This is a genomic window from Pseudomonas sp. 8Z (genome assembly GCF_902506535.1).
In the GTDB taxonomy this organism is placed as follows: Bacteria; Pseudomonadota; Gammaproteobacteria; order Pseudomonadales; family Pseudomonadaceae; genus Aquipseudomonas.
Genome location: NZ_LR733824.1, coordinates 52047 through 64441, shown reverse-complemented (window position 1 = coordinate 64441; position 12395 = coordinate 52047). Strand labels below are relative to the sequence as shown.

Here is a 12395-nt window from a genome sequence, read left to right as displayed (position 1 = left end):
CCTTTTGTCTGAACATGGCCTGAACCGAGCGCCAGGTCACATTGCATGCCCGGAGCAAGGGTCTAACATGCGCGCGCTCAGGTAGAGCTGTCATATTTTTGCAAAGGGACTTTCCATGGCGACCGTCTTTCTCAATACGCAGTGGCGCGTGAAGCCACTGCTGATCTGCCATATCGTCAGCCTGTTACTGCTCGCGAGCTGGTTATGGCAGCCCACGCGCCAAGTGTGGAACACCTTCGATCTGTGGCTGTTCCATCTGCTCAATGACCCGGTGCACGCTGGCGGTTTGTGGGCGCATATCTGGGCCATCGGCAGCATGCGCCCGGTCGACGCCGCCGTCGGCGTAGTGATGCTGGCGGTGATGCTCAAGGCGGATCTGGTGTTCGAAGGCCCGCAAGTGCGCCGCGCGCTCTACGCCTTTCTGAGCATGTTGGTGGTGATGCTGCTGATCCGTGTGCTGTTTTCCGATCTGGTCGAGTACATGGGCTGGCAACACCAGAGTGCGTCACTGGCCGTCGAGGGTAGCGCGCGCCTGACCGAAATGTTCCCTGACTGGGAAGAACGCTGGGACCTGAAGGACAGCGCCAGCCGCAGCTTCCCAGGCGACCATGCATCGGTACTGATGATCTGGGCTTATTTCCTCAGCTTCTTCGCTCGCGGCTGGCGCCTGCTGCTGGTTTGGACGATTGCAGTTATAGGCATCCTGCCGCGCCTGGTAGCGGGCGCGCACTGGGGCTCGGATGCCTTCGTCGGCGGCGTGCTGCTGAGCCTGATCGGCATGGCCTGGGGCTGCTACACGCCACTGGGCTACCGCACCAGTGAGTGGCTGGAAAAAATCACCCTGCCGATTACTGCCCGCCTGGCCAAGCTGCCATTGCTGGGCAGCATAAGCGTCGTCAGCGGGCGCTGAGGAGCACAACTCAGGAGTAGCTCGCGAATCTTACGTTCGCATTCGCCGCGCCTAATCGTCGTCCGCCCAGGGGTGGCGCATGCCACCTTGCTGATGCTCGTTGAACTGATGGATCTGTCGGCGCTGCTTCTTGCTCGGCCGCCCCTCACTCTGCACACCGAGGGCACCGGCCTTGCGCATGGCTGCCGCTTGCTCGCGGCGGGCGACACTTTCTTCGGTTTCGCGGTAGAGCAACTGCGCCTCGGGCGCACCACGGCGCACAGCAGAAAGCGCCAGCACGACAACCGTGCGCTCATCGAACCCTGTGCGCAGCACATATTCATCACCAACCTTAGGTTCCTTGCCGGGTTTGCAACGATCCCCGCGATGATGCACCTTGCCCCCTTCTATCGCCGCCTTGGCCAGGGCGCGGGTCTTGTAGAAACGCGCCGCCCACAGCCACTTGTCCAGGCGTACCTTGTCGTCGTCTTTCTCGCTCATCTCACACTCTTGTTGGTTCTACGCTGCCTGATGCAGTTGTCACACAGCACATCTAGAATGCGCGGAACTATAGGCCCGTCAGTCACGGGGGAACACCGTCGTTTTGAAAAGTACCGACTCTCTCAGCGTGATCGGCCTGCGCGAATGGATCAACCTGCCGCAACTGGGCATCATTGGTCTACGCGCCAAGATCGATACTGGCGCCAGCACTTCAAGCCTGCACGCCAGCGATATTCAGCCGTTCCAGCGGGATGGCGAGGACTGGGTGCGCTTTACCGCCTACCTCGGCACCCAGGTGCAACGCCGCCATCGCTGCGAAGCACCACTGGTGTCAGTGCGGCGCATCAAGAGCTCCAATGGCCAGGCGCAGAATCGCTACGTGATCCGTACCGAACTGGCGCTTGGCGATCGTCTATGGCCAGTGGAGTTTACCCTGGCCTGCCGCAAGACCATGCGCTACCGCGTACTACTCGGCTCCAAAGCACTGGTCACTGGCAACCTGCTGGTCAACCCGGCGCTAAGCTACGTCCAAGACAAACCCGCCCTGCCCTCATCCCTTTCAGGTGCCCCATGAAAATCGCCGTGCTGTCGCGCAACCCGCGTCTGTATTCCACCCGTCGCCTGGTGGAGGCTGGCGAGCAACGTGGGCATGAGATGCAGGTGATCGACACCCTGCGCGCCTATATGAACATCGCCAGCCACAAGCCACAGATCCACTACCGCGGCCAGGCGCTGGAGGGCTTCGACGCGGTGATTCCGCGTATCGGCGCCTCGGTGACCTTCTATGGCTGCGCGGTGCTGCGCCAGTTCGAGATGATGGGCGTGTTCCCGCTCAACGAATCGGTGGCCATCAGCCGCTCGCGCGACAAGCTGCGCGCCCTGCAACTGCTCTCGCGCAAGGGTATCGGCCTGCCGGTGACCGGCTTCGCCCACTCGCCGGATGACATTCCCGACCTGATCCAGATGGTCGGCGGCGCGCCGCTGGTGATCAAGGTGCTCGAAGGCACGCAAGGCATGGGCGTGGTGCTGGCCGAGACGCACAAGGCCGCCGAGTCGGTGATCGAGGCCTTCCTCGGTCTCAAGCAGGACATCATGGTGCAGGAATACATCAGCGAAGCCGGCGGCGCCGATATCCGCTGCTTCGTGGTCGGCGACAAGGTGATCGCGGCCATGAAGCGCCAGGCCAAGGCTGGCGAGTTCCGCTCCAACCTGCACCGTGGCGGCAGCGCCAGCCTGATCAAGATTACCCCCGAGGAACGCATGACCGCCGTGCGCGCGGCCAAGGTGATGGGCCTGAACGTCGCCGGTGTCGACATCCTGCGCTCCAATCACGGCCCGCTGGTGATGGAGGTGAACTCTTCGCCCGGCCTGGAAGGCATCGAAACCACCACCGGCAAGAATGTCGCGGGCATGATCATCGAACATCTGGAAAAGAATGCCGAACCGGGGCAAACGCGCACCCGAGGTCGCGGATGAGCCAAGTCTTCGCCGCACGTGTAGCGCTGATCGCACCGGCAGCCGCCATCGCCGAAGAAGTTCTGGAAGCGACCCTGGCTCAACTTGACGTTCAAGGTATCCGTTATCACCTGGGGCAGCACGTGCGCGCTCGCCACCGCTACCTGGCCGGTACGCACGAGCAACGCCTGGAGGATTTGCACCAGGCTTTCACCCAGCCCGACATCGGCGCGGTCTGGTGCCTGCGTGGCGGCTACGGCTGCGCGCAACTGGTGGCGGATATCGACTGGACACGGCTCAAGCAGGCCAGCCCACGCCCGCTGATCGGTTTCTCCGACCTGTCGATCCTACTAGAGGCGTTCCAACGCCACGGCCTACCTGCCATTCATGGTCCGGTAGCCACGGCACTCGGCCAGCAGGCACTGGCCGCGCCGGGCGGCCAGCGCGAACGACTGGCCTCAGTACAGGCGCTCTGGCGCCTACTCGCTGCCGATGCGCAACAGCTCCCCGCACGGCATATCAGCGGCCCGCGCCACGCCATCAGCGGCACCTTGCAAGGCGGAAACCTCACAGCACTGGCCAGCGCCTGCGGCACGCCCGCGCAGATGCACTTGGCCGAAGATTCGATCCTGATTCTGGAGGATGTCGGCGAGCCCTACTACCGCCTGGAGCGCAGCCTCTGGCAGTTGCTGCACAGCTTCGCCGGGCGGCGCCCGCGCGCCATCTGTCTGGGCAGCTTTACCGACTGCCCACGGCGCGGCGTGCATCACAGCATCGAAGAAATCTTCAGCGAGTACCTGGCGCCGCTAGGCATCGCGCTATACGGCGACCTCCCCAGCGGCCATGGCGATGCCAACTTTCCCTGGCCCTATGGCCAGTCAGCCAGACTCGGCAACGAAGGGCTCACCTGGTAAGCCCCCACGCCCTTACACCGCATCACGCGGCAACAACAGACCCAACGGCAAGCGCACACGTGCTTCCAGGCCACCGCCGCTGCGATTGCGCAACTCAACGCTGCCACCATGCATGGCTGCGATACGCTTGACGATGGCCAGCCCCAAGCCGGTGCCACGCCCACCGCGCGCACGGTCACCACGAATGAAGGGATTGAAGATGCTATCAAGCTCAGCCGGATCGATACCGGCGCCACGATCCAGCACGCTCAGCACCACATAAGGCGCACTCTGATCGCCGGCCAAGCTGGCAACCACCTCCACCGCACTGCCGCCGCCATGGTTGAGGGCGTTCTCCACCAGGTTGGTCAGCAGACGTTTGACCGACACGCGGCGCAATGGGAATGGCGGGATATCTTCCAAAAACAGACGCACACGCTCGTTGCCCTGGTTATAGGGCGCCAGCGTTTCACGCACCAGACTGGGGAAGTCGGCTTCCTCTACTGGCTCGCCACGACCATCGCGGATAAAGGCGAGAAACTGATCGAGGATGGCATCCATATCCTCAATGTCGCGCACCATATCGTCGGTCAGCTCACTGTCGTTTTCCATGAACTCCAGCGCCAGGCGCAGACGCGTCAGCGGCGTGCGCAAGTCGTGGGAGACGCCCGCGAGCATCAACTCCCGCTCACGCGCAGCCTGCTCGACATCTTCGGCCATCTGGTTGAACGCGCGGTACACCTCAGTCATCTCACTCGGGGTATCACTGATAGGCAGACGCACGCTGCGCCCCTGACCGAGCTGGCGTGCGGCAAAGACCAAGCGCTTTAGCGGCGCGCTGAGCTGACGCACGAAGATCCAGGCCGCTGCGGTCGACAACAGACCGATACCGAGGAACCAGCCGAGCACACTCCAGATGCGCTGCCCCCGCAACGGGTGCGGGTACATCGGCACGCGAATCCACTCCGGCCCCAGGCTCGGCGCCCGCACCCATAGTGCAGGCGGGCTCTTGGCGCGAACCCGCACCTCGGTATCCGGGCCAAGCTCGGTCTGCATCTGGCGCTGAAAGATTTCGCTATAGGGCCAGTGCTGCTCATTGGGCGGCACCTGATCGCTGGGCGTACGCTTGAGCCCAGCAGCCTGAGCGACACGCTCGCGGTCATCGGGATTGGTCGCCCAGTAGGCGCGCAGCGTCAGCGCCGCGCCATGGCTGTATTGGCGATCGACCAGCACATCCTCGTTCATCATCAGATACACCAAGGTCAATGCCTTGGAAAACAGCACGACAATGAGCACCAGCCAGAGGGTGCGGGCGAAAAAGCTTTGCGGGAACCAGGCAGGAGTCTTCACGAACGGCAAGCCCCGGAGGTGCGGCTGCAAGCCTCAAGCTTGAAGCTACAAGTGGTTATACCGTCCGCTTTTTCTTGCAGCTTGTGGTGTGCAACTTGCCGCTTCACTTGTTGCCATCCGGCACGAACACATAACCCACGCCCCAGACGGTCTGGATATAGCGCGGCTTGGACGGATCCGGCTCGATCAAGCGGCGCAGACGGCTGATCTGCACGTCGATGGAGCGCTCCAGCGCATCCCATTCACGGCCGCGCGCCAGGTTCATCAGCTTGTCGCGGGTCAGCGGCTCGCGAGCGTGCTGCACCAGCGCCTTGAGCACGGCGAACTCACCGGTGGTGAGCATATGGACTTCCTCGCCCTTTTTCAGCTCACGCGTGGCCAGCGACAGTTCGTATTCACCGAAGGTGACGCTTTCATCCTCGGTGCCCGGTGCACCCGGCACGACAGGCGCCTGACGGCGCAGCACCGCCTTGATCCGCGCCAACAGCTCGCGCGGGTTGAACGGTTTGGCCAGATAATCGTCAGCGCCAATTTCCAGACCCTGAATACGGCTGCCCTCATCGCCTTTGGCAGTGAGCATGATAATCGGCACCTGGTTGTTCGACTCGCGCAGGCGACGGCAAGCGGAAAGCCCGTCCTCACCCGGCAACATCAGGTCGAGCACCACCAGATTGAACAGTTCGCGCGCCAGCAGACGATCCATCTGCTCGACGTTTTCCACCGCACGCACCCGATAACCTTGCTCGTCGAAAAAGCGCTCGAGCAGGCGGCGCAGACGGGCATCGTCATCGACGATGAGAATTTTCTCGCCTTCGGTGGCAGGGGCGGACTGGGTCATGGTGTCTCCTTGGGCAGCCGTGCGATGGACGGCAAAGTGGCGGCATTATCGCTCAGGCGCATAGCCAGGCGCTTCAGCCATTGTTAGCAGATTTTTCCCCAACGGTTCGCAGCGCTCGCGAATGCGGTGTTTATAATGCGCCGCTTTCGTATATGGCCAGCATCTTAGCGGCCGCCCTGTCGCTTCAGTGGGTAGTTTTTATATGGACAGCATCAACAACCGCATCGCCAACGAACTGGGTGTGCGCCCGCAACAGGTTGCCGCCGCCGTGGTCCTGCTCGACGAAGGCTCCACCGTGCCCTTCATCGCCCGTTACCGTAAAGAAGTGACCGGCAGCCTCGACGACACCCAGTTGCGTCACCTGGAAGAACGCCTGCGCTATCTGCGCGAACTGGACGAGCGCCGCACCACGATCCTCGCCAGCATCGAGGAACAAGGCAAGCTGACCCCCGAACTCAAGCGCGAGATCGACCTGGCCGACACCAAGACGCGCCTCGAAGACCTCTATCTGCCGTACAAGCAGAAGCGCCGTACCAAGGGCCAGATCGCCCTGGAAGCCGGCCTGGGCGAGCTGGCCGATGCACTGTTCAACGACCCGAGCCTGACGCCCGAGCAGGAAGCCGAGCGCTTTATCGATGCCGAGAAAGGCTTCGCCGATGTCAAAGCCGTGCTCGAAGGCGCCAAGTACATCCTCATGGAGCGCTTCGCCGAAGACGCCACCCTGCTCGACAAGCTGCGCAGCTTCCTGAAAAACGAAGCCACCCTCAGCGCCCGCCTGGTGCCCGGCAAGGAAAACGAAGGCGCCAAGTTCAGCGACTACTTCGAGCACGACGAAGCGCTCAAGGGCGTGCCGTCGCACCGCGCGCTGGCGATCTTCCGTGGCCGTAACGAAGGCATCCTCAGCGCCAGCCTGAAAGTCGGCGAAGAGCTGCCCGGCGCCATGCATCCTTGCGAGCTGATGATCGGCGAACGCTTCGGCATCAGCGCGCAAGGCCGTGCCGCCGACAAATGGCTGGCCGAAGTGGTGCGCTGGACCTGGAAGGTCAAGCTGTACAACCACCTGGAAACCGACCTGCTCGGCGAACTGCGCGAGAAGGCCGAAGACGAGGCGATCAGCGTCTTCGCCCGTAACCTGCACGACCTGCTGCTGGCCGCCCCAGCCGGCCCGCGCGCCACGCTGGCGCTGGACCCAGGCCTGCGTACCGGCTGCAAGGTGGCCGTGGTCGATGCCACCGGCAAGGTGCTGGAAACCGCCACCGTTTACCCGCACGCCCCGCGCAATGACTGGGATGGCACCCTCGCCATCCTCGCCAAACTGTGCGCCAAGCATGGCGTCGATCTCATCTCCATTGGCAACGGCACCGCCAGCCGTGAAACCGACAAGCTAGCCGCCGAGCTGATCAAGAAGGTGCCAGGCCTGAAACTGACCAAGGTGATGGTCTCCGAGGCCGGCGCTTCGGTGTATTCGGCATCCGAGCTGGCCGCCCGCGAATTTCCCGATCTCGACGTCTCGCTGCGTGGCGCAGTGAGCATCGCCCGCCGCCTGCAGGACCCGCTGGCCGAGCTGGTGAAGATCGACCCGAAATCCATCGGTGTCGGCCAGTACCAGCACGACGTCTCGCAGCTCAAGCTGGCGCGCAGCCTGGACGCCGTGGTCGAGGACTGCGTGAACGCCGTCGGCGTGGATGTGAACACCGCCTCCGCCGCCCTGCTGGCACGCATTTCCGGCCTCAACGCGACCCTGGCGCAGAACATCGTGCAGTACCGCGACGCCAACGGCGCCTTCGCCTCGCGCGCGGCGCTGAAAAAGGTGCCGCGCCTGGGCGAAAAGACGTTCGAGCAGGCCGCCGGCTTCCTCCGTGTGATGAACGGCGACAACCCGCTGGACGCCTCGGCGGTGCACCCGGAGACCTACCCGCTGGTCGAGCGCATTGCCGCCGATACCTCGCGTGACATCCGCTCGCTGATCGGCGATTCGGGCTTTCTCAAGCGCCTCGACCCAGCCAAGTTCACCGACGAGCGCTTCGGCCTGGTCACCGTCGGCGACATCCTCAAGGAACTGGACAAACCCGGCCGCGACCCGCGCCCGGAGTTCAAGACCGCTGAGTTCCAGGAAGGTGTGGAAACGCTGGCCGACCTCAAGCTGGGCATGATGCTCGAAGGCGTGGTGACCAACGTGACCAACTTCGGCGCCTTCGTCGACATCGGCGTGCACCAGGACGGCCTGGTGCACATCAGCGCACTGTCGGAGAAGTTCATCAAGGACCCGCACGAAGCGGTCAAGGCTGGCGACGTGGTCAAGGTCAAGGTGATGGAAGTGGACATTCCACGTAACCGTATCGCGTTATCCATGCGTATGGGCGACACACCCGGCGAGAAAGTCGAGGGCGCGCGTGGCGGCCAGCGCCCCGGCGGCAATCGCGGCGGCAACACGCCGCGCAGCGAGCGCCATTCCAGCCAGGACAAACCAGCCCCCGCCACCGGCGGCATGGCTGCACTGTTCGCCAACGCCAAGCAGTTGAAGAAATGAGCGGCACGCAGGAGGTGGGCGCGAGCAGCGCCTTCTCCCGCCTGCTCGGGCTGGAGATTTTGCAAGTCGGTGGTGGCGAGGCGCGCGTGCGCCTGGCGCTGACCGACGACTTGCGCAACCTGCACGGCAAGCTGCATGGCGGCGCACTGTTTTCGCTGATCGACACGGCCATGGGCCAGGCCAGCCACAGCCTGGGCGATGGCGGGCCAAGCAGTGTGACGCTGGAATGCAAGATCAACTACATCCGCCCGGTCAGCGAGGGCAGCGTGCTGTGCCACGCCAAGGTGCTGCACGCCGGGCGTCGCACGCAGGTGGTCGAAGCCGAGGTGTGGCAGGACGACAAACTGGTCGCCAAGGCACAAGGCACCTTCGCCTGCATATAAGCAGCCGCAAGCTGCAAGCCATAAGCTGCACCTAAATGCCCGCGCGCCTTTACTTGTAGCTTGCGGCTTGAAGCTTGCCGCTGCAGTCCTCATATTGTGGCGACTGCCCAGTTAGGAATTGCATCTTGAGCGATCTTCTCTCCCGCCGCCTGGCCCAGCTCGGTGAGTCGGCCAATCTGTCCCTGCTGGGTAAATGTCTGCACGGCATCGAGCGCGAATGCCTGCGCGTCGACCGCGACGGCCAACTGGCCCTGACCCCGCACCCGCAGGCGCTGGGCTCGGCACTGACCCACGCGCAGATCACCACCGACTATTCCGAGTCGTTGCTGGAATTCATCACCGGCACCGCCACCAACCCGGCCAGCACGCTGGACGAACTCGAGCGCATCCATCGCTTCACCTACACCAAGCTCGGCAGCGAACTGCTGTGGAGCCCGTCGATGCCCTGCCAACTGCCGGACGAGGACACCATCCCCATCGCCCGCTATGGCAGCTCGCATATCGGCCAGCTCAAGTACGTCTACCGCAAGGGTCTGGCCCTGCGTTACGGCAAGACCATGCAGTGCATCGCCGGCATCCACTACAACTTCTCCTTGCCCGAAGGCCTGTGGCAACTGCAGCAGCAGGCCGAAGGCGACACAGTGAGTGCACGCGATTACCAATCGGCACGCTATATCGCGCTGATCCGCAATTTCCGCCGTTACAGTTGGCTGCTGATGTACCTGTTCGGCGCCTCGCCAGCGCTGGACAAAGGCTTTATGCGCGGTCGCCCGCACCAATTGCAGGAGCTGGACGCCAGCACCCTGTACCTGCCCTACGCCACCAGTCTGCGCATGAGCGACCTGGGCTACCAGAGCAGCGCACAGTCCGGTCTCACCCCGTGCTACAACGACCTGGCCAGCTACACCGACAGCCTGCGCCTGGCGGTCGGCACGCCCTACCCGGCCTATGTCGAGGCAGGCACCAAACGCGGCGACGAGTGGCTGCAACTGAACACCAACATCCTGCAGATCGAAAACGAGTACTACTCGAGCATTCGCCCGAAGCGCGTGACCTACAGTGGCGAGCGTCCGATCCAGGCGCTGATGAGCCGTGGCGTGCAGTATGTGGAAGTGCGCTGCCTGGACATCAACCCCTTCCTGCCCCTGGGCATCGACCTGGCGCAGGCGCGCTTCATCGACGCCTTCCTGCTGTTCTGCGCGCTGGAAGACAGCCCGCAGTTGGCGAACAGCGAATGCAGCAACTGCACCGACAACTTCCTCAAGGTGGTTACACAAGGACGCCGCCCCGGCCTGCAATTGCAGCGCGCGGGTCAGCCGGTAGAGCTGAAGAGCTGGGCAGGCGAGTTGCTCGAACGCATACGCCCGCTGGCCGAGCTACTGGACCGCGCTCATGGCAGTGACGCCCATGCACAGGCTCTGGCCCAACAGCAAGCCAAGGTCGACGACGCCGAGCGCACCCCATCTGCGCAGGTGCTGGCAGCGCTGCGCCAGGGCATGAGTTTTACCGAGTTTGCCCTGCAACAGAGCCGCCAACATGCCGCATACTTCCAGGCCCATCCATTGGAGGCTGAACAGCACGCAGCACTGGAGCTGGCAGCCCACCAATCGCTGGCCGAACAGTCAGCGCTTGAAGGACAGCAGGAAGGTGACTTCGATGCCTTTGTCGCGGCGTACCAGGCAAGCATCCTTGCTGTCGCCGTGTGAGCGCCGTCACAAAAGCCAGCCAACGGAGCAAAAGGGCAGATAAGCGGCCATACGCGCCTGTGTGCGGGCAGCTAGCATAAGTCCTAACGGACTGAATGGGAGCACGCCAAATGGTGCCCGCGCAACGCGATACCTCGCCCCAATGGAGCCTGGAAGGCCTCACCAAGGCGTACCAACAAGGGTATATGGCAGGCCTTGCCAGACTACCCCGCACACGCCAACCCTATCGTGACGAAGTGCCCGCCGCCGCCTGGGAAGCGGGCTGGGATGACGGCCACGCACAACTGCGCCTGCATCAGCGCAGCGCAGCGCAGCGCCTGACATCTTAGCCTCCCCTGCGTAGGGGCGGCTTCAGCCGCAAAGCTCGCGGATAAATCCGCTCCTACAGTTCGTTGCACAGCGCTGTAGGGTGGGCTTCAGCCCACCGATTCCATGCCGTCGCCCCGTCACCGACACCCAACAGGCAAAGGATTCGTCGCGTCCCTATAGAGCCTTCTCGAACACCTTCGAATTACGCTGATAGTTGTACAGCGAGGCGCGCGCTGTAGGCATGCGCTCGACACTACTGGGCTCGAAGCCGCGCTCGCGGAACCAGTGCGCGGTGCGAGTGGTAAGCACGAACAACGTCTTAATGCCCTGCGCTCGCGCCCTGGCTTCGATACGTTCAAGCAGTTCGTCGCCGCGACCGCCATGTCGATAGTCAGGATTGACCGCCAGGCAGGCCAGCTCGCCACAGTTGGATTCAGCAATCGGGTACAGCGCGGCGCAGGCGATGATCAGCCCTTCGCGCTCGACGATGCTGAACTGCTCGATCTCCCGCTCCAACACCTCGCGCGAACGACGAACCAGGATGCCCTGCTCTTCCAGCGGGCGGATCAGCTCGATCAAGCCACCGACATCCTCGATGGTGGCCTCACGCAGCGACTCGAACTGTTCCTGGGCCACCAGCGTGCCGTTACCGGCGCGGGTAAACAGCTCGCTGAGCAGGGCGCCATCCTCGGCATAGCTGACGATATGGCTGCGCTTGACCCCACCACGACAGGCCTGGGCGGCGGCATCGAGCAATTCGCCCTGATAGTTGCTGCCCAGACGCGCCAGGTGCGCAGGCACTTGCTGTGGCCGCAACTCGCGCACCAGCTTGCCGCTCTCGTCGAGCAGACCATCCTCGGCGCCGAACAGCAGCAGCTTGTCGGCGCCCAGATCGATAGCCGCACGGGTGGCAACGTCTTCGCAGGCCAGGTTGAAAATCTCCCCGGTAGGCGAATAGCCCAGTGGCGACAACAGCACAATGCTGCGCTCGTCGAGCTGGCGACCGATACCTTTGCGGTCAATACGGCGCACTTCGCCGGTATGGTGGTAGTCGATGCCATCGACCACACCGATTGGTCGCGCGGTGACGAAGTTGCCGCTGGTCAGGCGCAGACGTGAGCCCTGCATCGGCGAGGCAGCCAGATCCATCGACAGACGCGCCTCGATGGCAATACGCAGTTGGCCCACCGCGTCGATCACGCACTCCAGAGTAGGCGCGTCGGTAATGCGCAGGTCACGGTGATAATGCGGCGTCAGGCCACGCGCAGCCAGACGCGCCTCGATCTGTGGGCGCGAGCCATGCACCAGTACCAAGCGCACGCCGAGGCTGTGCAGCAGTACCAGGTCGTGAACGATATTGGCGAAATTGGGGTGAGCGACACCCTCTCCCGGCAGCATGACCACGAAGGTGCAGTCGCGGTGAGCGTTGATGTAGGGCGAAGCGTGGCGTAACCAGTTGACGTAGTCGTGCATGTAAAAATCCGTGAGCGTCGAAACGTAGGGCGGGTGCAACCCGCCATGGACATTCGGCGGGTTGCACC

General features: G+C 63.3%; 12 protein-coding genes. 8 read left to right on the top strand and 4 right to left on the bottom strand.

Annotated elements, in window-relative coordinates:
* The first annotated feature begins 115 nt into the window (after positions 1-115).
* Entirely contained in the window at positions 116-910 is a 795-nt protein-coding gene (locus tag AERO9A_RS00320) for a phosphatase PAP2 family protein (RefSeq protein ID WP_159969932.1), read from the top strand.
* Between the two features lie 51 nt (positions 911-961).
* Here the strand turns inward: AERO9A_RS00320 and AERO9A_RS00315 are convergent, their stop codons facing one another.
* A complete protein-coding gene (locus AERO9A_RS00315; RefSeq protein ID WP_159969931.1) occupies positions 962-1390 on the bottom strand; it encodes an RNA-binding S4 domain-containing protein in 429 nt (142 codons plus the stop codon).
* A 136-nt stretch (positions 1391-1526) separates the two neighbouring features.
* Here AERO9A_RS00315 and AERO9A_RS00310 point away from each other — a divergent pair, with 136 nt between their 5' ends.
* From AERO9A_RS00310 to AERO9A_RS00300, 3 genes are read left to right on the top strand one after another with little or no spacing between them, the layout of a single operon-like run.
* Entirely contained in the window at positions 1527-1964 is a 438-nt protein-coding gene (locus tag AERO9A_RS00310) for an ATP-dependent zinc protease (RefSeq protein WP_178111092.1), read from the top strand.
* Positions 1961-2866: a 30S ribosomal protein S6--L-glutamate ligase gene (rimK, locus tag AERO9A_RS00305; protein ID WP_159969929.1), complete on the top strand. Its 906-nt coding sequence runs from the start codon at positions 1961-1963 to the stop codon at positions 2864-2866. Before AERO9A_RS00310 ends, rimK begins: the two co-directional genes overlap by 4 nt.
* Positions 2863-3759 carry an LD-carboxypeptidase gene (locus tag AERO9A_RS00300; protein WP_159969928.1) on the top strand — a complete coding sequence of 299 codons (897 nt, stop codon included), beginning with the start codon at positions 2863-2865 and terminating at the stop codon, positions 3757-3759. The genes rimK and AERO9A_RS00300 overlap by 4 nt, the downstream gene beginning before the upstream one ends.
* Positions 3760-3771: 12 nt before the next feature.
* Here the strand turns inward: AERO9A_RS00300 and AERO9A_RS00295 are convergent, their stop codons facing one another.
* Complete coding sequence (locus AERO9A_RS00295; protein ID WP_159969927.1) at positions 3772-5088, bottom strand: ATP-binding protein; 1317 nt, start codon at positions 5086-5088, stop codon at positions 3772-3774.
* Positions 5089-5191: 103 nt separating this feature from the next.
* Positions 5192-5926 carry a two-component system response regulator OmpR gene (gene ompR / locus AERO9A_RS00290; RefSeq protein ID WP_159969926.1) on the bottom strand — a complete coding sequence of 245 codons (735 nt, stop codon included), beginning with the start codon at positions 5924-5926 and terminating at the stop codon, positions 5192-5194.
* 202 nt (positions 5927-6128) lie between these two features.
* On the opposite strand from ompR, the gene AERO9A_RS00285 reads away from it, so the two are divergent.
* The 4 genes from AERO9A_RS00285 (at position 6129) to rmf (ending at position 10874) form a co-directional block, all read left to right on the top strand.
* On the top strand, positions 6129-8456 hold the full coding sequence (locus tag AERO9A_RS00285) for a Tex family protein (RefSeq protein ID WP_159969925.1): 2328 nt from the start codon (positions 6129-6131) through the stop codon (positions 8454-8456).
* Positions 8453-8839 carry a PaaI family thioesterase gene (locus AERO9A_RS00280; protein WP_159969924.1) on the top strand — a complete coding sequence of 129 codons (387 nt, stop codon included), beginning with the start codon at positions 8453-8455 and terminating at the stop codon, positions 8837-8839. The genes AERO9A_RS00285 and AERO9A_RS00280 overlap by 4 nt, the downstream gene beginning before the upstream one ends.
* A 125-nt stretch (positions 8840-8964) precedes the next feature.
* Complete coding sequence (gshA, locus tag AERO9A_RS00275; protein ID WP_159969923.1) at positions 8965-10545, top strand: glutamate--cysteine ligase; 1581 nt, start codon at positions 8965-8967, stop codon at positions 10543-10545.
* Positions 10546-10655: 110 nt separating this feature from the next.
* On the top strand, positions 10656-10874 hold the full coding sequence (gene rmf / locus AERO9A_RS00270) for a ribosome modulation factor (RefSeq protein WP_159969922.1): 219 nt from the start codon (positions 10656-10658) through the stop codon (positions 10872-10874).
* A gap of 154 nt (positions 10875-11028) precedes the next feature.
* Here the strand turns inward: rmf and argA are convergent, their stop codons facing one another.
* The gene (gene argA, locus AERO9A_RS00265; RefSeq protein ID WP_159969921.1) at positions 11029-12327 is read right to left on the bottom strand and encodes an amino-acid N-acetyltransferase; all 1299 of its coding nucleotides are present in this window, start codon (positions 12325-12327) and stop codon (positions 11029-11031) included.
* Positions 12328-12395: the final 68 nt, after the last annotated feature.

Excerpts from the sequence above, each read along its gene's own strand:
- AERO9A_RS00300 (WP_159969928.1), top strand. The coding sequence starts at position 2,863 with ATGAGCCAAGTCTTCGCCGCACGTGTAGCGCTGATCGCACCGGCAGCC.
- AERO9A_RS00320 (WP_159969932.1), top strand. The coding sequence starts at position 116 with ATGGCGACCGTCTTTCTCAATACGCAGTGGCGCGTGAAGCCACTGCTG.
- AERO9A_RS00315 (WP_159969931.1), bottom strand. The coding sequence starts at position 1,390 with ATGAGCGAGAAAGACGACGACAAGGTACGCCTGGACAAGTGGCTGTGG.
- AERO9A_RS00285 (WP_159969925.1), top strand. The coding sequence starts at position 6,129 with ATGGACAGCATCAACAACCGCATCGCCAACGAACTGGGTGTGCGCCCG.
- ompR (WP_159969926.1), bottom strand. The coding sequence starts at position 5,926 with ATGACCCAGTCCGCCCCTGCCACCGAAGGCGAGAAAATTCTCATCGTC.
- rmf (WP_159969922.1), top strand. The coding sequence starts at position 10,656 with ATGGTGCCCGCGCAACGCGATACCTCGCCCCAATGGAGCCTGGAAGGC.
- argA (WP_159969921.1), bottom strand. The coding sequence starts at position 12,327 with ATGCACGACTACGTCAACTGGTTACGCCACGCTTCGCCCTACATCAAC.
- AERO9A_RS00280 (WP_159969924.1), top strand. The coding sequence starts at position 8,453 with ATGAGCGGCACGCAGGAGGTGGGCGCGAGCAGCGCCTTCTCCCGCCTG.
- rimK (WP_159969929.1), top strand. The coding sequence starts at position 1,961 with ATGAAAATCGCCGTGCTGTCGCGCAACCCGCGTCTGTATTCCACCCGT.